Source organism: Erwinia papayae, from assembly GCF_058241465.1.
Genome location: NZ_JBZCHT010000013.1, coordinates 1,846,439 through 1,870,698, shown reverse-complemented (window position 1 = coordinate 1,870,698; position 24,260 = coordinate 1,846,439). Strand labels below are relative to the sequence as shown.

Below are 24,260 nucleotides of genomic sequence, written 5' to 3'. Positions count from 1 at the left end.
GCATTCGTAAGAAAATATGTATGCAGAAAATAAGCTTTACAGTAACCCGCTCTGTGGATAACTCTGTTGAAGAATGTCTGTAAGCGTTAAAATTTCAGGCGGCATTGTTGCTCAAGGCAACGATTACAAAAGGGAGAGTTTAAAAACTGGAGCGGGAAACGAGACTCGAACTCGCGACCCCGACCTTGGCAAGGTCGTGCTCTACCAACTGAGCTATTCCCGCTTAATATCAGATGTGCTGACATATCATACAGATTGGCGGCTGAATCAGTTTATCTTGTTGATAAACAACAACTTTAATTAAATCCAACCCTGCAAGATGGTGTGCATTATGGACTAATACTCATGCCTTAGCAACCTCTTCATACAAGAAAGATTGCGGCACAATCCCGGCGCTTGTTTTATAGCCTTTACACTAATTTTGTGCTGCTCTTTTGCCACTAACAGCACATCCAACACCTGTCAGCAAAACTGACAGATTCATCACCTGAAAAATCTGAAGATTGGCAACCTGTCGGATGAAAACAGCCAGTCGACTGTCAGATAAAATGGTTGGCAGCTTTTACAACTGTATTACTGGTGCTGGATAGTGCAGATGAATATATAAAGAAAAAATCTGGAGCGGGAAACGAGACTCGAACTCGCGACCCCGACCTTGGCAAGGTCGTGCTCTACCAACTGAGCTATTCCCGCAAAGAAAGGCGTGTAACGTTGCTATTTATTTTCGAATGAAATTTGATATAACCTGTTGATTTATATCTCTTTGCAGTTCTGTAGCAGCGGAACGGGTGGCATTATGGACTTATTGCCTGGTATTGACAAGTTTTTTCTTTCATTGGGGCAATTTCAAACTGAAACAGAATCCGGTTATCAGGTACACTCCTGAAAAAAACAAAAAAATGCGCCCTGATCCCAGAGCGCATGAAAGACAGAGTTGAACCCTCAATCACATCATAAAAAAAAATTATTCAATAATCTGGTTATCCATCAATGTTTTCCAGTTACTGGCAGAACCGCTTTCATTTGCTGGCTGCCCGGATGAGCCATCAGAGGAGAATGCCTTATCCTGTGCTGGAGAATTCCCCGCTGCCTTCGTGCTACCTGACGTATTTAATCCCGGGCGAGAAGCACTACCAGTACCACCAACGATCGGTTTCACCTCTGGAACCGTGGGCCATTTCTTCGCTGCACTACCGCCGCCGGTAGAAGACGCCTGATCAGCCCCCCCACCTGCCGCTGTATCCACCCCACCAGCCATGCCTGTTGCAGCTCCGGTCGCATTCCCTTTCACTGCTCCATTTGCGGCAGGTGAATTACCAGCTGGTTTGGTGTTGCCCGCGTAATTTCCGCTGGTTGATGAAGAACTGCCCGGTCCTCCAACGATAGGTTTAGCCGGTTGGACGGTAGGCCACTTCTTACCACCAGTGTTACCAGCCTCGGAAGTGCCGGTTGAACTTTCAGACACCGTGGGTTTTTGCGGTGCGTTGGCATCACTACTTCCTGGCTTCTGAGTAGCATTTTGTGTACTGTCCGTTACCGTTGGCTTCTGTGGTGTTTTTCCATCGCTACTGCCCGGTTTCTGGGTCGCATTTTGTGTGCTGTCCGTTACCGATGGCTTCTGTGGTGCTTTTCCATCGCTACTGCCCGGTTTCTGGGTCGCATTTTGTGCGCTGTCCGTTACCGATGGCTTCTGTGGTGTTTTTCCATCGCTACTGCCCGGTTTCTGGGTCGCATTTTGTGTGCTGTCCGTTACCGATGGCTTTTGTGGTCTGCCAGCATCACCAGAAGCAGGCTTATTGCCGGAACCACTACCGCCGCTATCAGGTACCGTGGAATTATTTTTGTTTTTCTTCTTCACTGGAGCACCAACGGTAAAGGAAATATTATTACCTGCCGTTACCTCATCTTTAGTTACCTCCGACATATTGTCGGTGTCAGTATTGATATTCCCATTAACTTTATTGTTTGAAACGTCAATATTGATAGTACTCTTCTGTGTTTCCTTATAATCAATCGTATCTTCAGTATTGTAGTAAGCATTGGCATACACATTACCTTTGACGGAACCCCCCCCCCACCACCGGCAGAAACGCCGCCAGAGTCTACGCTGTCCTTAATATCAGTCACATTAATACTTCCAGCAACATCCATTGATCCTGACTGACTGTCGGAAATAATATGAGAGCCGGCGAGATCCACATTCCCTCCAACTTTAATGTTTACATCCTCAGTACTGTGAATACCCGATTGCTGCTTAGTCAGTTGGCTATCATAGTTTGAGTGACTTTTGCCATACCCCGCTTCAGCATTAGGAAGTATGCCGCTGGTGCTCACTGATATTCCTGCTGATGCATTGACATTATAACCCTGAGAGCTTTCATGGTAGGTATCCTGAACTGAATTAATAGCCAGATCGCCACCAACATCCACATCAGTTTTATTCGCCGAAATATTTGCACCCGACATTGTCATGTCGCCTTTTACCTTAACATTGACATTGGTGGCATTCATTTCAGAACTAGTGTGCGTTTTAGCATTAATTTCAGAATTGGATTCATCTCTGGAGTAAGTGTAGGATGAACCTACACCCGCCCCTGTGGGTGCTGCGCCTGCGCTAAATGATAAATTGGCGCTCTGAGATACCGAGCCTGAAGATGCTGAGTATGTACTTTCCGCTGAACTTAAAGAAAAATCCCCACCCACATCGACATTGATATTACTTGCATCAATCGCAACACCTTTCAAAGTTGTATCATTTTGAGAAGTGATATTTATTGTGCCACCTGAAATTTTATTAATGTTATCAGACTCGCTCACGGAGGAACTATGGGTTGTTGTAGATGACCAACCGATATTTACTGAACCTGCTAACCAGTCATTAAATACCAGATTAGAAACATCACCCGCTGCCGATGCAGCCGTTTGAACGCCGTTAATTTGCTTGCCAGACTGCGCTTGCTCAGCCAGATCCATATTTTTAGAGAGGATATCGAGTGGTGTGCTGCTCACCTCACCTTTAATACCAACAAATGTGGTTGTTACTTCCTCGGTTTTTTTATCAATATCCTTATATTTGGTTGAAATAATATTATCCGCAGAAAGATTCGCCGTTGCCTCATCACCCACAGAAAGATCCATACCACCAATATCAAGTGTATTTCCTGCATTAACAGAGGCGCCATTTGCAAAGTTGAAATTGGCATTTTTGTTCGTTATCGAACTTTCCGTGGTTATTGTTTCAGTAGTTTTGAGTCCGGCTTCAAAACTCGCCGCTGACGGAATTTGTGCTGCACCGGTTTTTTTAGGAGCAGAAGCCGTTTTATCCAGATCAGAGGAATTACTGGAATATCCACTGTTATCATTATATTGATCATATTTTTCCTGGCCCGTATCTGTTGTTGCAGCACTGCTGTCCTGCGCTGCCGTTTCCCGCCCGAGTGAGTCCAGGGTACTGACAGAATCGCCACCACTTGCACCGGGAACCTGATATTTGTACCCAAAAGTCAGTTCAGATTCGGTGACGCGCTTTTCGGAATGACTGACGTCCTGCGACGCTTTTATAATTACATCGTTACCTGCATTGATACTGCTGGCATCAGCCGTATAATCGCCGCCACTAAACACCACATCCTGCGCAGCATTGACAATAAAAGCCCCACCGGCATTTACCGAACTGGTTTTTGAAGTGGCGTTGGCAGACGTAGTTTCTTCGGTGCGGTATGACATGAAACCTGTAGCATCATGTTGGTGGCTATAAGCTGATGAGGTCTCATGAATGTCGTTGAAATTAACACTCCCTTCAGTTGCACTAAGCATCACCGCATCGCCTGCTGTTAATCCAACCGCTGTAATATCAATATCTTTGGCCGTCATCTGTATTGAGCCGCCGGCAGTAATGCCATCATCATAAGCGCCAACAGACTGATTACCCGAATCATCACGCCCGACGCTGGCAATAAGATTAATTGCCCCCTCTTTAGCAGAGAGAATGACATGCTCATCAGCAGAAATACTGCTGCCGCTATTATTTATGTTGCCCGAATTACTGGTTACCGCCACGCTTCCACCCGCAGAAATACCCGAATTCATACCACTACTGATATTATTAACATCATTTTCTGCCGTTAAAACAGCGTGATTACCTGCCTTAATTACAGCATTAACATTGTTGATTTCTGTTGCATCAACAATGACATTGGCACCGGCACTAACAATGGCAGAGCCGGTTTCACTGGCAACTTTGATCTCTTCAATGGTGCTACTGGCCAGATAAATTCTGGGAACCAGTACTTCAACCCCCTCAACAGACTCGGTGACAAACCAGACAATATCCTGAGTTAATCCTGCCATTTGCTCTTCAGTTAATGCCTTGCCAATAACAAAATCACTTGAGGCAGCCTGTTCAGCAGCGTTATCGAAAAACATTTTGACCGTATCGGCACCGTCCACGTTGTATTTGACACTAAAATAGGTACCAACGGACTCGTTGACCTGACGACGAATCAGCTCAGAAATAAAGTAGTTATCACCAATGACCACAACGGGCTGTTCACTGTTATAACCAACTGCATCAAAGAAATACTGTGAGCCATAGAATTGACTCTGATCGATCATTTCTATGCGAGTTTCATAAACAGGAATAACTGTATTGGGACTTTTTGCCGATGTTGATATGCTGGAAAGCTCTCCGGTGTTATTTCCTGCATTAGTATCTGGACTAATTAATGAAGCGATATAATCGATAAAATCTTGAGATTTCTGGAAAAGTGAATTAATTTCCAGCAATTCAGCGATACCAGGAAGGGTACTGATTCCCATTGATATTTCTGCAATCTGTTTTCTCTTGAATTTAACTTCATATGACTGTTCGATAGTTGATACTGTTTCATCTCCAACGGTAACATCAACAGTTTGATTCTCAGTAATACCGTCAGCAAGCTCTGTATCCAGACCATTATTAAAGCTACCGTCCTTATGTACAAAGTTGCCTCCGGCAACAATGCTGGATTTCTCAGCAGGCAGAAAATATATTTTCTTCGATTTTAATTTAGCATTAGAGATTGTCGAATAACCGGGTTCACTGTTGTAATCACCTAAATCTTCGTTCCACACAGGGGTACTGATCAAGGTTTTTTCAGAAGCAGTGAGAGCCGTCCACCTGTCAACTAATACCGAATAGTCATCAGCTTTCCAGCTTTCGCCGAAAAGCTTATTCATTGTTGAATTTAAAAGAGTATGTGTATTAGCCAGTGCCCTGATGGCGTTAACGTACTTATATTTTTCACCACTAATTGAACCATCACCAAAAACAACACACAGCATGTCATACATCGAGGTAAATAAACGTGTAGAATCGACTATTTTCCCGATAAATGGGCTATAGTAATAAGTTAATTTAATATCAGATTTTGTTGTCAGGTAATCATAAAGTGTTATCTCAAGAAATTTAGGTGAGTTGTAAAGATCACCACGAACATACATGCTGCCACTCGACTGGATCAGCCCACCCTCATTACGAGTTTCACCCGGATTTTCAGCGTCCTGATTGATATAAAGGTTGGCGCCTGAAGATATTTCAGCACGTGTGTCAAGAGCAATGTCTGAAGTCAGACCCGGGATAGTAATAGTAATACGGTGGTATTTTTTCCACGTAACCCCATCACCTTCATTAATAATATCTGTACCCGTCTCGCTGGCACTGTAATCCCACTCATCACCTTTGTAGGTGCTCTGATTATAAATTTTATTGGCGTCCAGCCACATATGACTTTCAGAACGAATCACACCCGCCTGGTTGTGAATAGTATCCGCACTGATTGCTATTTGCCCCTGACTAAGGATGTTACCTTTCACTTTATTAAGAAGAGTATCAGTTGCATTAATAACGATATTATTCATGGCAAAAATCAGTGCATTGGTGGAGTTTATAATATTTTCGGCAACAAGATAAACATTTTCAAGGCTGACAACTGCCTTATTATTGGTAATAGATTTAGCGTCAATTGCTACTGAACCTTTTGACTCAATGGTTTTATCAATAGTCACATCGCCAGTGGTCTTTATAGAAAGCTTCCCGCCCGCACTGGCACCAATCACATTGTGATCGGCATTATTGAAATCGCCCTGTAAATCAAGGGCAAGCAGACGGTTAGCCCAGATATAGCCATCGTTACTGTTATCCAGTGCGCTGGTTTTTAGTGTAAGATATCCAGCGTTATAAATACGCCCTTCTGTATTGTCGATACTGTCAGAGGTAATTGTGCTGACACCATTACTACTGGAAGATGAGATTTGGCCTTTATTAATCAGAGATTTTGCACTGATATCATAGCTTGCGCCATCTATGACACCATTATCATTTAACAGCGAATCTGTGGTAACAGATAAGGTACTTTCAGAAGCGATAATGGCTTCATCACTGATACTAATCTTATCGGCATTAATTTTAAAATCAGCATCTGCAATAATTTGCGATCCATATCCACTGCTGATAAGATTTTCGACATCCAGTTCAATTTTATTTGCAGTTATGTAAGTCGCAGCATCATCCAGGACTTCCAAAACATCGTCAAATGAAAGAATGTTTTTGAAGTCTTTAACATCAGAAACTTTTATAGTGTCGTCGGCAATCAGCCACGCATAGTCGCTATTAATAAAACTTGATATTTTTGATATGATAACATTTAGTGCAAAAATCTGTGCATACTGACCTTTGTTTATAAAGCTATCAAGACTGTTAATAACCAAATCAAGTCCAGAAATTATTTTCGCAGCGTTATCCAGTGTTTTAATTTCACTAAGAGTAATTCCACCTTCAGAATAGAGATAGCTTTCATCACTATTTTCAACCGTAGTGGTATTGGTGATGGTTATCATATCCTGAGCTGAAATGATGGAGTTTGATATATTTTTCAGATTTTTTATGGTGTTAAGCAGAACTGTACCATAGATCGATGAAATAGTTGCAGAATTTTTATTTTCAAGTAGATTAACAGAGTTAAATTCAACATTACCGGAAGCAGAAATGGTTCCGGTATCATTTTGAAGAGAGTCGACATTTACAACATTGATATTACCATAAGATGATACGGCACCACTGTTAGCTAACTCACTGACATCGCTTCTTTTCAGTGCATTATTTGCGATAATTTTCGCATCAGCTCCATCATTCGCAAGTTTATCAACCTTACTTAAGGTAACGTTATTTCCCTGGATCCTACCATTGATATTCTCAATTTTCTCAACACCAGAAATAGCAATATCACTGTTAGAAACAATGGAAGAGTCAGTATTTTCCAGCGATTTAATGTCGTTAGCATTAATATTCCCCGTCAGGCTCTGTATAAATGCACCACCGCTATTTTTAATTTTCAGTGTATCTTTATCTGTTCCTTTTATTTCCATGTCCTTGCCAGCAGAAATAACAGCTCCGCTGCCATTGTTTACAAGTTCGTTATCAAGAGTAAGGGTAAGATCACCTTCAGAAATGACTTTACTGTTATTCGTCAGATTCTTTGATTTAATATTCAATGAATCAGTAGTACCTATTGTACCTTGATTAGTTAATGAACCTATGGTGGTAATATCAGCAGTCTTTGAACGGACAGATCCACTGTTAACAACATCAGTATCACCCGTTACCCGTATAGAAACATTTCCTTTCTCAGCAACCACATCCCCTTGATTTAGCAGAGAAGAGCTGACTATATTAACATCATCTGCATATATTCTTCCTCCGTTTTCCAGGTCACTGGCAAGAACAGCATCCAGGGCCCTGGATGCATAAATATTCCCTGCATTTATCAGTTTTTGGCCTTCAAGTGTAATGGAGTTACCCGCCTGAAGTGTACCGCTATTATCAAGCTGGTTCTGCATATTCAGCGACAAGTCACCCTCTTTTGTGACGACCACACCACTGTTTTTCAGATTGTCCGCACTTAACGAAATACTATCGTCAGCGTAAAGACTTCCCTCATTTACCAGGCTGTCAGAGAGTGCCATATCAACACGCTCACCAGCATATATTTTTCCTTTATTTTCAATCCCCTGAGATTTAAGCGCCATAGTGCCAGCGGACTGTAGATCACCACTGTTAACCGTCTTATTTTTCACTTTTAACGATAAATCACCTTATCTGGTGATGATTATACCGCTATTGGTCAGATCATCAGTGTTCACACTCAGACTACCAGCGTACATGCTGCCACTATTTTCCAGAGTACCCAGCGTGAGTTTCATTCCATCAGTAGTATTGATAATTCCGGCATTTTTTAGCCGTCCTGCATTGAGTTGCACAGAACCATTTGCCTGAACCAGACCATTGTTAATAAGAGAATCGGTCAGGTTGAAAATCAAATTACCTTTACTGGTAGCAATGGTTGACTGGTTATTTTCTACAACACCAGCATTTATCGCAATATCACCACTGGTGCTGACCAGACTGGCATCAGAATAAACTGTCGCATTACTGATAACCGCCGTTCCAACTTTAACGAGATATTTTCCATTACTGATTGTTACTACTGCATTTTGAATCTTATTACCACTGCTATCGACGGCATAGAGTGAACCTTTAATCTGATAACGACCGGCGACGTTGATTTCAATTCCGGGAATGGCTTCCGTGGTGTGACTGGTACTTTTTGCCATTAATACTGCCGCGCTTTGCAACAGAGAAGCGGCATTGATACGAAGCTGACCAGTTTCAGCAATAACATTGGCATTCAGCTCCATATCCGCCAGAGCCGTGAGGATCACATCCCCCTGAGCACCAATTCCGCCTGTGCCGGCCTCAGTATTATTATTCAGATAAATACTTCTTCCTTTAACAGTAACGTTTTCTGTTTTGCTGTTGAGGCTGGCAAGGCGAATTTCACCATCCGCAGTAATTTCAATACCATTGTTGCCAACGATGCTGCCAGTGTGTGTTACACCAGCACCACTTTCTGTACTGATTAACTGAATTTTATTCCCAAACATGGATCCCAGATTGCTGCCACTGATTGCGACCTGAGGAGTACCTTCGCCGGTGTTGCTTCGCACCTGGTGCCTGCGTGACTGGGTATCATAGTCATTAAGACCGGTCACCACTTTCACATCGGCATTCCCAGAAATTTCTCCGGTCAGGCTGGCACTTCGGCTAACAATATCAAAATAACTCAGGCCATCGGTGTTAATACCACGACCTTCTACGGAGATATTTCCTTTTTCAACCGCCAGCTGCACATTTCCGTTCTGGTCAAGATTAGCCCGTCCCGTACTTAGTGTCAGATTATTAGCATTAATCGTGGAGACACCATTAACTGTAATACCATTTTCATTTGCAATAATCAGATCGGCACTGCGGCCAAAAACTTCCATTGCACCGTTCAGATGGCTGCCTCCAGCTCCGGTGACTTCACTTAAAATAACCTTTGCCTCATTGCTCAATTGGCTATTTTTCATCGTAAAACCACCAATACTGCTGACACCATCCTGCATACTATTATTAAAAATAACGCCATTACTCCCCACATTAAACTGATTATATTTATTGTGTGAGACACCGCTGGCATTAGGATCATTGATATTAATGAGAGGGGTACCATTGGCCGCAGAAGCAATACCAGGGCGACGAGAAGCACTCTCATCGACAATAATTTCCGCGACAGATGTGACTGGCATAATACTGGCCATTGCTAATACCAGAGGCGAAACCCGAATCGAATAACGTTTAATACGTCGATGAGTCCATCTTTTCTTATTTTTCATAATAAATTCTCCTGGTGGAAAGATTAGAAACCAACATCTTAATTAAAATAAATCGTTTGATTATCGACCTTGCGGTTACTAAGAGAAGCGGGTTTCTTTACAGGCCAGGCCGATGTCAATGCCCCAGAAAAATCCTTACCATTCATTTTAAAACCAACTGCTGCACCACTCATATAATCACGTTCGCAATTATTCGCAGCTCCGGGGCAATTTCGTCTGGCCATACCTATATCAAAACCGGTGAAAGGGGCTATCTGATTAACACGAGCATATTGTATAATTAGCGGCAATTTTATTGTATTAGATACCCACATAGCTCGCTCAGCGGAGACAACATCGTCTTTAAATCCCCTGATTGTAAATTCATCACCAATGTTATATCTGGCATCACTTACCAGTACATCATTGCTATACTGGAAGCCACTATTAATTTCATAATCAACACTCAGTCGGCCAGATTGAGAGCTCGCTAAACGCTTACTCCAGCTCAACATTCCATTATATTTTTTATAGTCGAGATCAAACCCCGCAAGATCACGATCCTCTTTCCAGGCAGAATTGAACCAGGGTACACCAGCAGTCATACTTAAATCAAAATAAGCCCAACCACCTGCCATACCGCCTACCCATGTCATACCCGTATTAAGACTACTGAAGTCTTTACTTGAGATAGCAATTGGAAAGCCAAATATATTATTTTCATTACTTCTTTTTTCAGCCTTAACATATCCAGTAAATTTACCATTGGCATTACGGTATAATGTTCTGCTTACTTTTAATGAAAGCCGTTCAGACTTTCCATCGCTGCCATAGCCCCCAAAATTACCGCCGATCACTTTATTGTATTTTGATTTATAGTAACTGGTGTCAAATGACCAATAGCCAAGCGGAATACTCATAGAAATACTTCTGGCAGACTGATTGTCTGTATCTGCGTTAAGATCATTATAGGAATAGTAATATCCAATAGTATCATTAAGACCCAGAATATTGCGTAAAGATGTGTTCAGATAGTATTGATGCCAACCTGCCGCCCGGGATCCGGAATTATTTATACCAGCATGGAGTGAGAGAGGAAAAATACTCTCTCCCTGATGATTAATTAGTGAATAGCCGCTGGTTTCCGTAGGCATTATTTGCAGGTTATCGCCGGGTGAAACACGCAGAAGGTTGTCCAGTCCCTGATCAATATCACTGATCGTCAGTCGCCTACCGGTGGCAAACGGCATTGCACTAAACAGCCTGGTTTTTTCACGCCAGCCAGGCTCTTCACCATTATGTAAAAAACCGGAGATACTTCCCCACAGAACTTTAAGAATCAGTTTTTCGGAACGCAATGAACCCGGAACTATGGTGACCTGCGTCGTGACATAACCGCGACTGATATAGAAATTGGTTAACTCCCTCACCAAATTGAGAATTTCCTGTTCTCCCATATCAGTATTCAGATAAGTATCAATGATGGCATTGCGCTCAGATGAAAACTCATATTTATCGTCATCCTCAATCAGGATTTCTTTGATTTTAAATTGATGACGACTTTCTTTATCTGAAGGATTCAGCAAAGCATCACGCGCTGTGTTGTCCTGTTGTATACGCTGTTCACGCATCTTTTCATTCCTTATTGTTTCCTGCTGGCTTTGTCTTTCCAGTCGATCAAGGTCGCGCTGGGGCAAAGATCTTCCAGTTAACGGTTCTGCTGCATTTACATTCCCCATCGAGGAAAAAACAACCGATAAAATAATATAAAATATATTTTTTTCATTTTATTAAAATCTCAATAAAAATTAATTTATTGTCAGAGTGTAAATTATATTTGCTGATACCGTTCCAGCGGTCACATTCTCTCTTGAGCTATCCTCAAAATACATTTCACCCGCGTAGGTGACAGTACGCTTTCCGGTAAATGCCGTAGAACTACCAAAGTTACCAGCAGTGTTTAAGGCTTTTTCTATATAGCGTACAACGTTTTTCTGATAAAGTTTAATGTATGCATTTTTGGCATCTCCGGAGTTTTCAATAACGCCACTACTCATTCCCCACGCATTTTTACCTTCGAAGGTGATTTTTGCAGATGAGGATACCGGACAATCCAATGTTATTGTGAAATCCTTTTTATCTCCCTGAAATCCAGATTTTTTTATATCGGATAATGAATAACTACCTAAATCTATACTATTAGTGCTGGCATAAATGGAACAGGAGGATACATTGACCGTAACCAAACCAAGATTCACTGTAAGTAAAGTTAAGGTATTTTGTGGTTCGCTATCAGGAGAAACCGCAACGGTAAAGAGCCCACCGGAAGAGATAATGCCACCCGTGACATTTCCCGTCTGTACGAATTCCACCAATATATAATCTGCCGGTTCAATACAACTACCCTGACAGGAATATGATCCAGGAACCCAGGCATTATCGGCTCTGTTTTCAGGCCATTTGACACGAATACCAATACCCGGAAGAGCAGTATTGTAAACATTACTTAACGAGGACTTTGACATCTCCGAACGTGAATAGGAAGATATCCACGATGATCGAACTCCACTGCCACAATTATATCCAATTTGTGAAACATGTATTCGACTTGAATATAAAACAGTTCCCACGGTTCCTTTTTCTGATGGCGACAGCGTCAGCGCTGGTATATTAATGTTAAGTGCCGGACTGGTCAGAACACAACTGGCACCGGCTGTAAAAGATGCAACTCCTGAGATAATTACAATTATATAAAGCGACACCTGCATGATTTTCTTAAAATTCATTTCAGAATACCTTATCTTTTTTTGCACTGAACACTAACCGTTGATGCACCTTCCCTGGCCCGTATTTTGGTGCGTTTTAGTTCTTCAGGCGTGATTTGACAGACTATTTTTCTTTTATCTTCCTGCCACCTTACTTCCATATATTGAGAATCTGAGAACAGAGAAAGAATCGTAACTCCCCCCTGACCTGAAGTACCTGAAATGTTATTTTTCTGATCATAAATTCGGGAACCAAAAGGTATCCACTCATCACTGTCTGTCTTTATCCTGGCAATAACACTACTGCTGTTTTTATTTTTATTATCGAATTTTATTTTAACAACCGCCCCAGATGTTGGTACCACCTCAACGCTATCTTCATCAGTATCAAAGCTAACAGGCGCACCTTTGACATCCAGATTCAATGTATTAACTTCATATGGTCTTAAATTACCCAATACGCCAAAACCATTGGATCCAATACGAGAATTTCTGTTCCCCATAATACTTGCTCCTTCGGCATCCTTAGCTTCAATAAGCGCAAGAGTTTCTCCAAGATAGGGCGAAAAGTGTGCACCATCGCTATGAAATAAAACGCCACCACTGATAGATCCTGCTACAGATGAATTTATTTTCGACTGACTGTAACTAATGCTTCTCTGTAAAGAATTATTTGTTTTAGCTACATTAATTCCGAAATTGGGATCATTACGACTTGAATGACTGAAGTAGGTATTAAAGCTTGTTGAAGAATCTTCCTCTTGTGTACTGCCGCTTAGAGAGGTTCGAAACGTTGCACTATCATTGGCGTAACTTGCTGTTGCCCGGAGACGAGGCCTTGACGATTTTTTAAAACCAAAAGGCATAGAAACATTTAATATATATGCAGTATCTTCTTTTCCCTGCAATGTTAATGTTTTGTTAAAATTAATACTGTAATTTACTGCACCATAACTATTTTTATAACTAAGAAGATAAGATGATCTGTTATTATTTTTTCCAGTGCTGTTATTTTTTTCCCACCAGCCACTTATTGCCAGCTGCCCCCAGTTCTCTGGAATATCCTGAGTGACGGCGATTTCCAGCCTGTTTCTGTAACGCTCCATACGCCAGTCATTGCTGATGAGTTGCCTGGCGCTGGTTTGCAAAGCCTCATCCAGAGTATAAAAATTATCTCCGGTCAGATAGTAACTGGCAACGTTGAAGTTAGTATGGGTTTCGCTGATTAATTTACTGTAACTCAGCTTTAAACGAGAATTATTCTTTAAAGATCTTTCTTTCTCTGTTTTCAATGCAGCTGGCACCGCAGAGTAGGTCACACCTGCACTTATTGCCCCTAAAATAGTGTTGACCGCCATACCACCATTTAGCGCGCTGTAATTTTTGTCTGACGTAGTTTGTAATCCACCATACGCGGTAATGCTATTGCTTAATCCGTATTGCAATGTGGATTCAAATAATGTTGGTGTAGACGCTAAACCAATACGTCGTACCTCACCCGTCGCAACTGAATATCTGAAATAACCTTTGCGTAGCAATTGGGGAATGCTGCTGTAAGGTATCTGGAAAGTCCTGATGACACCGTTACTTTCTGTCACCGTAACATCTAAATTTCCTCCATAGCCTAGCGCTGTCATATTGCTGATATTGAACTCGCCAGGTGGGACATTTTGCTCATAAATAACGTTTTCCCCCTGTTTCACCGTTACCACTGCATTGCTGTATGCGATGCCACGGACCTCAGGGGCATAACCTTTTACCGTCCAGGGTAGCATCCGCTCGTCACTTCTCAGGATCCCGCCACGCAGTGATGTGGTATCAAAAAACTCCCCGGTTGTACTAAGATCTCCTAAAGACAACTCGGATAACAGTGGAGTCACCGCCCGCTCAGCATAAGCCTGCAAATGTTGAATACTCTGGCCCTGCTGGCTTCCTGCCACCAGTGAATCGTAGGTGTGGAAGCGCCATGCACCAAGCCGCAGTGTCGTCAGCAGATTTCCATAAAGCATTGAGCTGTTTTGCTGCTTACGGATGCTTGTATTACTCGCACTTAGCGAATAGCTGGCACTCAGTGCATTGATCCCGTCATCCCAACGGGAAGGATCAATGTATCCTTCAGGTTGTTCATGCAAATATATTTGCGGTATGGTTAACGTTAGTTGCTCATTTTCATAATCATATTTTGCCGATGAACCTGGTATGCTGCCGGCTAAATCGAGACACTGCTGATCCTTCCAGCCAGCAGGCATTTTATTATTATTTATCGCGATTTTTTTCATGATTTTTTGTGAAATACATGGTATGACTTTCCCTTCTTTCATCACAAATTCAACCTGCTGGACTTTTAAATTTTTACCATTAAGAAAAACTTCTAATATATAGCGACCAGGCTTAATGCCGGTTTCATTTTCAAGCCAGGAGAGATCAATATCTTTGTTGAAGGCTGTCAGAAATCCCGTATTAAATTTCACTTTACGATTTGTTGAATTTCCCTTACTTTCGACATGTTGTACACCTTGTTCAGCCCAGGCAGCCTGAGAAAAAGGAAAAGATAATAAAACCAACTTAGTCAATAATGCTAAGGCGGAGATTTTTTCCCATAGTCATTATGCTTATTTTTTATAATATCCAGTAACAAAGGCACCAAGATCAGTTATATATCTGTAACTCATTTCTACATTACTACTACTTACAGCTTTGAAGACAAATTCCTTAGAAGAGTAGGGGTCGACCATACTTCCGGCTAAGTTTGCTACTTCTTTATCTCCAGCTTTCAGCGATAAATTTGCAAAAGAAACATGATACGGTTCGTTGTTAGTCACTTTGTAGATATAGTCTCCACCAGACCTCGTCTCTGACCAAACCAGTCTTGTGGCTGATTCCTCGGGCGATCCTTTCAGGCCAACCGGCCGGTAAAATAATTTTATTCTTGTTCTGAACGCAATATTTAATTTGTTGGCATTTTCGGTTTCTGACACATCAGAAGGTACATCAAGGACGTTAATCCAGAAAACACTCTCGCGATCCTGAGGTAAAGATAATTTCGCATTGTCTACAGTTAATATTCTGAAAACTTTTTTCCTTTGTGCATTAACACGCGAGACAGGTGGTGTTATGGTGAATGGAATATCACCTTTTATCTCCACACTATCGTCATTTTTATCTGCCAGCCACAGTTGAAGTAGAGACGGCGTCTTTCCGGTATTTTTTATAACAAAAGACTGTTCATTCTCTTCTGCATTTAAAATGACCCTGGTTGCCATGATTTGTATGGCTGAAAATGATGTTGCCGGATAAATGATAGCCAGCAGAAGCGTTATCGTTCTTAACATAATTATTCCTTTACTAATAAAAACCAGTCATGTGCTGAGTAAATGGTAAAACTACCCTCTCCCTCCGTTGTCGTTTAATTAAACGGGGACACAGGTCCCCTGGGTATAAAATTAAAATACGACTAACCAGTATTGGTTATTGATAGGTAACGGAATAGACCAAATCGCTGGCAACTTTACCTGCCGTTGCCGCACCGCCCACAGAAGCATATTGTGCCCAGTACTGGAAACTGGCGGTATTGTCTTTAATTGTTACTGGCTGATGGCTGGTATTTTGCAAGGATAAGTTCAGCGCTGAAGCGTCCTTGTTAAGGATACGGATATAAACATTGCCTGCACCACCACCGGTGGTCGCCACTGTATTCTTCAGAAAACCCGTTGTGGAATCTATGTTAGTACTTTGTGCCCTTTCAAAAACCACGTTGGCAATTTTATCATTGGTACAGTTGTCCCCTGAGAGATTGATATAAAATTTTGTATCTCCCGCATATTTATTAGCTGCATTGAGTGCTGTTGTACTCACTGTTGGCAGCGTCACCGTGAAATCAGCGCCCTGATTGAGCTGAGTATCATCGCCCCCGGAAATAACGCAGGTCGTGTCTGAAATGTTGCCAGTAAAAGATATCGTTCCATCGTTAGCGGTAGCCGCAGAGGAGGAGAACCCGGCAATCAATGTTAAAATAACTACTTTTTTAAAATTTAACAGATTCATATACATATCCTATATATGTTTAATATTTTTAGTCAAACAAGGTTTGATGAGATATTCTCAATGAGAAATTGCAACTTTATTTACAACATGGTTAACATAAAATGCTGCAAAAAACATTCAATCATAAATATCTGGTGTTAATCCATAAAATAGGTCTAATTCCACTCAAAAGATTACTTAGCCTGAGCACAGCAATCACTTAGTCGATAAAAAAAAACTTAATATTGCATAATTTACTTCTCAACTCCCTTCATCATCATAAAGCGACCGCTAAAGAGAAAACTTAATTAAGCACTTTCAACTTAACTTTAGCGTAAATTTGTCGATAATAACTAACGTCATCAGTAATGCACTCGAGACCCAACATCGTGCTGCTACGTTACAAATGGCACAATAAGGTTGAGACACATCAGGCCTCCTTAATATGTACCAGTTTTTTTTGGAACCTTTGGGTTAGCTTCTTTAAGGATGTTTAACACTATGGAAAATAGTAAAATTACCAGGTATTGCATTAACAATATTGTCGATTTTATTCCAGATAAAAACCGACTCATCAATTGTGAAACCAGAGAAGAAAATACTTTATACAGTACGGCATCTCGGTGTCTTCTGTTACTCATCATCAATGCCGGTAAGGTCGTTTGTCATAAATCATTGTATGAAGCAGGATGGGAGAGTCTGGGAAAAGAAGTTACGCCAAATACACTTTATCAAACGATTTCAGAACTGCGTAAACAGTTAAAAAATGCTGGCTTCAGACAAAATATTATCCAGACGCGCCCCCGGCAGGGATGGACAATCAGCAATGAAATTTCAATAACTGAGAGACCGGAATCATTTTTGCTGGAAAATACACTGTCAGGCCCAGCTAATCCTGAAAACGGCATCAAAAAACTATGTAAAAACTTAGTAAAGTTCTTAACTCAGTAAATCCCGTGCCTGCACAATATCAATGAATACCCCTCTTTATTCTCTTCAGAATAAAGAGGGGTATTCAGTCATTTTTTTGCACAACTAACATCTTTTATTAATAAAAGTGACGTGAGATGAAATAATTTTTACATTGATTTTCGTGCCAGGTTAAATTCGCAAAACGCCTTTTCCGTGTATAAAAAGGTAAAATAACGTTTTTCGCTGCTGACAGAGCAACGGCCAACCAAAATAAAAAATGGGAGCCATGTGATATTAAAAAAATTGATCATCACAAGTCTGTATGGAGGTCGGATACACTGATTAACTGACTGGGGGTTCAACGAAGGAAATTGCTTAACATGCCGATAATCAACAGGGCCATTGATTAATCAGAATATGGTTTATCAATTAAAGAGTAACCAGGAATAGTGAAAGCATGATGGCAATGACAGCATCTTTAACAGAGAAGAGTGGAACATAATGGAGGAAAAACTGGAGCGGGAAACGAGACTCGAACTCGCGACCCCGACCTTGGCAAGGTCGTGCTCTACCAACTGAGCTATTCCCGCTTGGTACGACGCTTAGAAAAGCGTGTCGTTATGGGGTGCGCATTATACGAAAAAATCATTCCCCTGCAACACCGCAAGTAAATTTTTATCCTGAATTAGTTTCGTTTGCTGTTTAAATCAGCAAAATGCTGCCATTTTCAGCACTTTGCCGCAAATTCTGGCAAATCGTACCATTTGATCAACTACGACTGAATAAAATGCTCGCGGTAGTAAGCCAGTTCAGCTACCGATTCACGAATATCATCCATAGCCTGATGTGTGCCCTGCTTTTTAAAGCCTGCCAGGATTTCCGGCTTCCAGCGGCGGGCCAGCTCTTTCAGGGTGCTGACATCCAGATAGCGATAATGGAACCAGGCCTCCAGCTCCGGCATATATTTAAACAGAAAACGGCGATCCTGCCCGATGCTGTTACCACAGATTGGTGAGCTGTTCGCTGGCACCCATTGCTTCAGAAATTCAATTGTCGCCAGCTCAGCGGCACGATCATCATATTCACTGGCCTTCACCCGTGCGACCAGTCCACTGTTGGTGTGAGTTTTCACATTCCACTCATCCATCAACGCCAGCTGTGAATCAGACTGGTGTACCGCAAAAACCGGTCCTTCCGCCAGAATATTCAGGTCGGCATCAGTCACCAGCGTGGCAATCTCAATAATGCGATCCCTTTCCGGATCCAGCCCGGTCATTTCAAGGTCAATCCAAATCAAATTACTGGCATTTGCAGTCATAGAGTCTCTCGCCGTGGCTTATATCATCAAACGTTAGCGTGTATCATAAACGTTTTGCCCTGTCAGGGCGAAGTCTGACAAGCCGTGTGAGGAAGAGTGAGTAAAAACAAACTGTCCAAAGGTCAGCAACGCCGTGTCAGTGCCAACCACGAGCGCCGCCTGAAACAGCGAAACGATAAGCCTGAACCCGATGACAGCCTGTTTGGCGATGCGCAGGATGGCGTGGTCATTAGCCGCTTTGGCATGCATGCCGATGTGGAGGATAACAATGGCGTCAATCACCGCTGTAATATTCGCCGCACTATCCGCTCACTGGTAACCGGCGACCGCGTGCGCTGGCGTCCGGGTTTGCAGGAGGGCACCACGGCAAAGGGCATCGTCGAAGCGGTTCATGAACGCAGCTCTGTTCTGACTCGTCCGGACTTTTACGACGGCGTAAAACCCATTGCGGCCAATATCGATCAGATTGTGATTGTCTCCGCAATCCTGCCTGAGCTGTCGCTCAACATTATTGATCGCTATCTGGTGGCAAGTGAGACGCTGGATATCAGGCCGCTGCTGGTGCTGAACAAAATTGACCTGCTTGATGCAGAAGGCCGCCAGTTTGTGGATGAGCAAATGGCTATCTATCGCAAGATTGGTTATCGCGTACTGATGGTGTCAAGCCAACAAAAAAATGGTCTGCAGGATCTGGAAGAAGCGCTGACGGGCAATGTCAGCATTTTTGCAGGCCAGTCTGGCGTCGGTAAATCCAGTCTGCTCAACGCCCTGTTGGGTCTGGAACCAGGCACCAACGAGATTCTGACTAATGAAGTGTCGGATGTCTCAGGTCTGGGCCAGCACACCACCACGGCCTCCCGCCTCTATCATTTTCCTCATGGTGGCGATGTGATTGACTCTCCGGGAGTGCGTGAGTTTGGTTTATGGCATCTGGAGCCGGAACAAATTACCCGTGGATTTGTCGAATTCCGGGAGTTCGCCGGTCACTGCAAATTCCGCGACTGCAAACATGATACCGACCCTGGCTGCGCCATCCGTGAAGCCGTTGAGCGCGGTGATATCGATGAGTCGCGTTTTGATAATTACCACCGCATTCTGGAAAGCATGTCAGAGATGCAGCTCAAGACGCGGCGCAGTTTTGCAGAAAACAGTGATTAAAAACAGGCCTGTTCGGTTCGCTGCACAGCCATAGCCCGAATGCACCGGCGCTGTTACAATCCGCACCCTTATATCTTTGCATGCTTACCAAGCCAGGAGGCTATTGTGTTGGATCGTCTGAAACTTGGACTGAATTCTGTTCTGCCCAAAAAAGGCCTTACTGAACTGGCCGGATGGGGCGCAAGCAAGCGCGGCGGCTGGTTAACGAAAGCCGTAATTGATATTTTCGTCTGGTTTTACAAGGTGGATATGAACGAGGCGCAAAAGCCCGACACCGCCAGCTACCGTACGTTCAATGATTTTTTTGTCCGCCCGCTACGCGACGACGTGCGTCCGATAGAAACCGATCCCAACCTGCTGGTACAGCCGGCAGATGGCGCAATCAGTCAGCTTGGTAAAATTGCTGGCGATCAACTGTTCCAGGCGAAAGGCCATACTTACTCACTGGAAGCACTGCTGGCGGGTAATGCAGCCATCAGCGAGCTGTTTCGCGACGGTGAATTTGTCACCACCTATCTCGCGCCGCGTGATTATCACCGCGTACACATGCCCTGCAACGGTATCCTGCGCGAAATGATCTACGTACCTGGCGATCTCTATTCGGTCAATCCGCTGACCGCGCAGAATATTCCAAATCTGTTCGCCCGCAATGAGCGTGTTATCTGCCTGTTTGATACCGAATTTGGTCCGATGGCACAAATTCTGGTGGGCGCCACTATTGTAGGCAGCATCGAAACTGTCTGGGCTGGCACGGTGACGCCGCCGCGTGAAGGCATAATCAAACGCTGTAGCTGGCCTGGTGCAGAAGAAGAAGGTTCGGTTGTACTGCTGAAAGGCCAGGAAATGGGGCGTTTCAAACTGGGTTCAACGGTGATCAATCTCTTCGCGCCGGGTAAAGTGAAGCTGGCAGAGCATCTGGCAGCAGAGAGTAAAACGCGTTGTGGTCAGACCCTGGCAACCGGGGTACACAAGGAGCAGGCATCAAGCGTCCTGCACCACCCGTAGCAGAGCCACCATGTTACGTCTGATACTGGTTATGTTATTGGGCTGGGCACTGTACCAGCCCGTCTGTGCCGCCGCCGTCCCCACCGCAGCACAGCTCAAACAGACGCTTGAAGAAACACAAGCCAATAAAAACACGCCAAATCAGGCGGAAATTGTAGAAAGCTTACAGTCAGCACTCAACTGGCTGGATGAACTGCAAAAATCGCAGGCCAACGCCAGTGATTATCAGCAAATCATCGACAACTTCCCCAAACTGTCTCGCGAACTACGGCAGCAGATAACCGCCCTGACCGACAGCCCAAAAACGGTGCGCAGCACGATGACCGCCTCTGAACTGGATCAGGAGATCCTTCAGGTAAGCAGTCAGCTGCTGGAAGAGGGACGATTGTCGCAGCAGGAACAGGACCACGTCAGGGATATCAACGATTCTCTGGCGCAGTTGCCTCAACAACAGACTGAAGCCAGGCGTGCGCTTAACGAGATTCAACGGCGACTTCAGGGACAACCACCCGCCGCGACCCCACTGGCGCAAGCGCAACTTGCTGCCCGTCAGGCGGAGTCGGCAGCCAGAAAGGCGCGGGTGGATGAGCTGGAACTGGCACAGCTTTCGGCTAACAACCGCCAGGAACTGGCACGTATGCGCAGCGAGTATCATCAGCAACGAGCCAGCCAGCTGGACAGCGGATTACAGGAGCTACGCAACCAACTTAACAGCCGCCGTCAGCAGGAAGCCGAGCAGGCTCTGGAGAAAACCGAGCAGCTGGCAGAAAACAGCGGTGACCTGCCTGAAAATATCAGCAGACAGTTTCGCATCAACCGCGAGTTGTCCGAAGCGCTGAACCAACAGGCTCAGCAGATGAGTCTGGTGGTTTCACAGCAGCGCACGGCGGTAAATCAGATCATGCAGGTCCGCCAGGCGCTGGATACCCTTCGCGAGCAGTCACAGTGGCTGGGCGTTTCTAATGTGCTGGGTGAGGCGCTGCGTGCCCAGGTCGCCCGGCTACCGGAAATGCCCAAGTCGCAGCAGTTGGACAGTGAAATGGGCCAGCTGCGCGTGCAACGTCTGCATTATGAAGATCTGCTGGAACGGCAGCAGCAGCTGCTGATGGCCAGACAGGATGACGGTACTCCGCTAACCAGCGATCAACGCAGGATCCTCACCGCGCAGATCAAAACCCAGCGCGAGCTGCTCGGATCGCTCCTCTCCGGCAGCGACAATCTGATCCTCGAAGTGACCAAGCTGAAAGTGTCGAATGGTCAGTTACAGGATGCCTTGCGCGAGGTGCGGGAAGCCACCCACCGCTACCTGTTCTGGACGGCAGATGTCAGCCCATTGAGTCTCAGCTTTCCACTGGATGTGATGCGCGATCTGAAAACCCTGCTGTCATTGGATACCCTTGGGCAGCTGGGTGGCGCGCTGGTGATGATGTCTACCAGCCAGGAAACCATATTGCCAATCCTTGGCGCTCTGTTGCTGGTCGGCTTCAGTCTCAGTTCACGTCGCCACTATCGTGACTTCCTTAACCGCTCAGCCAGTAAAGTTGGTAAGGTCACTCAGGATAAATTTGCGCTGACCCTGCGCACCGTGTTCTGGTCAATTCTGGTGGCCCTTCCCCTGCCGGTGCTGTGGATGGCATTGGGCTACGGTCTGCAACACGCCTGGCCTTACCCGATTGCCGTCGCGATCGGCGACGGCGTGACGGCTACCGTGCCTCTGCTGTGGGCCTTTATGATCAGTGCCGGATTCGCCCGCCAGAAGGGATTGTTTATTGTTCATTTCCGCTGGCAGCAAAACCGGGTTGCCAGAGCGATGCGTTTTTACAGCCTGTGCGTCGGCTTTGTCGTGCCGCTGATTATGTTGCTGATTAGCTTTGATAATCTGGAAGACCGGCAGTTCTCCGCTACGCTGGGCAGACTCTGCTTTATTCTCATTTGTTGCGCACTGAGTCTGGTCACTATCAGCCTGAAACGCGCCGGTATCCCGCTGTACCTCGATAAAGAGGGTAATGGTCAGAACTTTATCAGTAATGTGCTGTGGAATTTGTTGATTGGCATACCGCTGATTGCCGCACTGGCATCCTGTACTGGTTACCTTGCAACCGCACAGGCACTGCTGGCAAGACTGGAAACCTCGGTCGCCATCTGGTTTCTGTTGCTGGTGATTTATCACATCATTCGCCGCTGGATGCTTATCCAACGGCGACGAATCGCCTTTGACAGGGCGCGAACACGTCGGGCAGATATTCTTGCTCAACGCGCCAGGGGCGAAGAGGATGTTATCGCCGCCCAGCATAACTCTGATGTGCCGGATATGGATGAGCCGGTTGTCGATCTGGATACCATCAGCGCCCAGTCGCTGCGCCTGGTTCGCTCAATCCTGACGCTGATTGCGCTGGTGTCAGTTATCGTTCTGTGGTCAGAAATTCACTCCGCCTTCGGCTTTCTGGAGAATATTAATCTGTGGGATGTCAGCACTACCGTACAGGGCGTGGAGAGTCTGCAACCCATCACGCTCGGCTCAGTGCTGATCGCCATTCTGGTGCTGATCATCACCACCCAGTTGGTGAGAAATATGCCCGCCCTGCTTGAGCTGGCTCTGCTGCAACACCTTAATCTGACCCCCGGCACCGGCTATGCCATCACCACCGTCACCAAATATCTGCTGATCCTGTTCGGTGGTCTGATGGGCTTCTCAATGATCGGCATCGACTGGTCGAAGCTGCAATGGCTGGTCGCCGCACTGGGTGTCGGGCTGGGCTTTGGTTTGCAGGAGATTTTCGCCAACTTTATTTCCGGCCTGATTATTCTGTTTGAGAAACCCATTCGCATCGGCGATACCGTGACCATCCGCGATCTGACCGGCAGCATCACACGTATCAATACCCGTGCCACCACCATTACCGACTGGGACCGTAAAGAGATTATTGTGCCGAACAAGGCCTTTATCACCGAACAGTTTATTAACTGGTCCCTTTCTGACTCGGTCACCAGGGTGGTGCTGACCATTCCGGCTGCGGCGGAGGCTGACAGCGAAGAAGTCACCAGGGTGTTGCTGACCGCTGCAGAACGTTGCCAGTATGTGCTGGATGTCCCGCAGCCGGAGGCCTGGCTGGTTGATTTACAACAGGGAATTCAGTTATTCGAATTGCGCATTCATGCCGCAGAAATGGGACACCGTATGCCACTGCGCCACGATCTGCATCAGTTGATACTGCGCGGCTATCAGGAACAGGGTCTGGAAATGCCGTTCCCACCGTTTCAGGTAAGAATGGAAACAATCGGCCGCAAAGTAGCAACTAACCCGGCAGCACCTGCTGCCCGAACTTATCGCTCGGGTGGGTTGTAAGGCG

General features: G+C 44.7%; 12 protein-coding genes and 3 tRNA genes. 4 read left to right on the top strand and 11 right to left on the bottom strand.

Annotated elements, in window-relative coordinates:
* Positions 1-147: 147 nt before the first annotated feature.
* The 9 genes from AC3RPL_RS24880 to AC3RPL_RS24840 all read right to left on the bottom strand — a co-directional run bounded on the left by AC3RPL_RS24880 (position 148) and on the right by AC3RPL_RS24840 (position 16,538).
* Positions 148-223 (bottom strand) — tRNA-Gly (locus AC3RPL_RS24880).
* Positions 224-617: 394 nt separating this feature from the next.
* Positions 618-693, bottom strand: a tRNA-Gly gene (locus AC3RPL_RS24875).
* A 1,218-nt stretch (positions 694-1,911) separates the two neighbouring features.
* A complete protein-coding gene (locus AC3RPL_RS24870; RefSeq protein WP_490741932.1) occupies positions 1,912-8,112 on the bottom strand; it encodes a hemagglutinin repeat-containing protein in 6,201 nt (2,066 codons plus the stop codon).
* 18 nt (positions 8,113-8,130) lie between these two features.
* The gene (locus AC3RPL_RS24865) at positions 8,131-9,750 is read right to left on the bottom strand and encodes a two-partner secretion domain-containing protein (protein ID WP_490741931.1); all 1,620 of its coding nucleotides are present in this window, start codon (positions 9,748-9,750) and stop codon (positions 8,131-8,133) included.
* Positions 9,751-9,788: 38 nt separating this feature from the next.
* Positions 9,789-11,360 carry a ShlB/FhaC/HecB family hemolysin secretion/activation protein gene (locus AC3RPL_RS24860; protein WP_490741930.1) on the bottom strand — a complete coding sequence of 524 codons (1,572 nt, stop codon included), beginning with the start codon at positions 11,358-11,360 and terminating at the stop codon, positions 9,789-9,791.
* A gap of 177 nt (positions 11,361-11,537) precedes the next feature.
* Positions 11,538-12,515: a fimbrial protein gene (locus AC3RPL_RS24855; protein ID WP_490741929.1), complete on the bottom strand. Its 978-nt coding sequence runs from the start codon at positions 12,513-12,515 to the stop codon at positions 11,538-11,540.
* Positions 12,516-12,526: 11 nt separating this feature from the next.
* Positions 12,527-15,067 (bottom strand): fimbria/pilus outer membrane usher protein, encoded by a 2,541-nt coding sequence (locus AC3RPL_RS24850; protein WP_490741928.1) that lies wholly within the window; start codon positions 15,065-15,067, stop codon positions 12,527-12,529.
* 39 nt (positions 15,068-15,106) lie between these two features.
* Positions 15,107-15,826, bottom strand: coding sequence for a fimbrial biogenesis chaperone (locus AC3RPL_RS24845; RefSeq protein ID WP_490741927.1), 720 nt, complete (start codon positions 15,824-15,826; stop codon positions 15,107-15,109).
* Positions 15,827-15,962: 136 nt separating this feature from the next.
* Positions 15,963-16,538: a fimbrial protein gene (locus tag AC3RPL_RS24840; RefSeq protein ID WP_490741926.1), complete on the bottom strand. Its 576-nt coding sequence runs from the start codon at positions 16,536-16,538 to the stop codon at positions 15,963-15,965.
* Positions 16,539-17,018: 480 nt separating this feature from the next.
* On the opposite strand from AC3RPL_RS24840, the gene AC3RPL_RS24835 reads away from it, so the two are divergent.
* Positions 17,019-17,468 carry a winged helix-turn-helix domain-containing protein gene (locus tag AC3RPL_RS24835; protein ID WP_490741925.1) on the top strand — a complete coding sequence of 150 codons (450 nt, stop codon included), beginning with the start codon at positions 17,019-17,021 and terminating at the stop codon, positions 17,466-17,468.
* A gap of 475 nt (positions 17,469-17,943) precedes the next feature.
* On the opposite strand, the gene AC3RPL_RS24830 is transcribed toward AC3RPL_RS24835, so the two are convergent.
* Together AC3RPL_RS24830 and orn are read right to left on the bottom strand one after the other, a co-directional pair.
* Positions 17,944-18,019: transfer RNA gene (locus tag AC3RPL_RS24830), tRNA-Gly, on the bottom strand.
* 182 nt (positions 18,020-18,201) lie between these two features.
* On the bottom strand, positions 18,202-18,747 hold the full coding sequence (orn, locus tag AC3RPL_RS24825; RefSeq protein WP_034939938.1) for an oligoribonuclease: 546 nt from the start codon (positions 18,745-18,747) through the stop codon (positions 18,202-18,204).
* Positions 18,748-18,843: 96 nt separating this feature from the next.
* Here orn and rsgA point away from each other — a divergent pair, with 96 nt between their 5' ends.
* From rsgA to mscM, 3 genes are all read left to right on the top strand, one after another.
* Positions 18,844-19,905 carry a small ribosomal subunit biogenesis GTPase RsgA gene (rsgA, locus tag AC3RPL_RS24820; protein WP_034939940.1) on the top strand — a complete coding sequence of 354 codons (1,062 nt, stop codon included), beginning with the start codon at positions 18,844-18,846 and terminating at the stop codon, positions 19,903-19,905.
* 105 nt (positions 19,906-20,010) lie between these two features.
* Positions 20,011-20,910 carry an archaetidylserine decarboxylase gene (gene asd, locus AC3RPL_RS24815; RefSeq protein WP_490741924.1) on the top strand — a complete coding sequence of 300 codons (900 nt, stop codon included), beginning with the start codon at positions 20,011-20,013 and terminating at the stop codon, positions 20,908-20,910.
* Positions 20,911-20,920: 10 nt separating this feature from the next.
* A complete protein-coding gene (mscM, locus tag AC3RPL_RS24810) occupies positions 20,921-24,256 on the top strand; it encodes a miniconductance mechanosensitive channel MscM (RefSeq protein WP_490741923.1) in 3,336 nt (1,111 codons plus the stop codon).
* The last annotated feature ends 4 nt before the right edge of the window (positions 24,257-24,260 follow it).

Coding starts and splice junctions, on each gene's coding strand:
- AC3RPL_RS24865 (WP_490741931.1), bottom strand. CDS start 9,750: ATGAAAAATAAGAAAAGATGGACTCATCGACGTATTAAACGTTATTCG.
- AC3RPL_RS24860 (WP_490741930.1), bottom strand. CDS start 11,360: ATGCGTGAACAGCGTATACAACAGGACAACACAGCGCGTGATGCTTTG.
- AC3RPL_RS24855 (WP_490741929.1), bottom strand. CDS start 12,515: ATGAATTTTAAGAAAATCATGCAGGTGTCGCTTTATATAATTGTAATT.
- AC3RPL_RS24845 (WP_490741927.1), bottom strand. CDS start 15,826: ATGTTAAGAACGATAACGCTTCTGCTGGCTATCATTTATCCGGCAACA.
- AC3RPL_RS24840 (WP_490741926.1), bottom strand. CDS start 16,538: ATGAATCTGTTAAATTTTAAAAAAGTAGTTATTTTAACATTGATTGCC.
- AC3RPL_RS24835 (WP_490741925.1), top strand. CDS start 17,019: ATGGAAAATAGTAAAATTACCAGGTATTGCATTAACAATATTGTCGAT.
- orn (WP_034939938.1), bottom strand. CDS start 18,747: ATGACTGCAAATGCCAGTAATTTGATTTGGATTGACCTTGAAATGACC.
- mscM (WP_490741923.1), top strand. CDS start 20,921: ATGTTACGTCTGATACTGGTTATGTTATTGGGCTGGGCACTGTACCAG.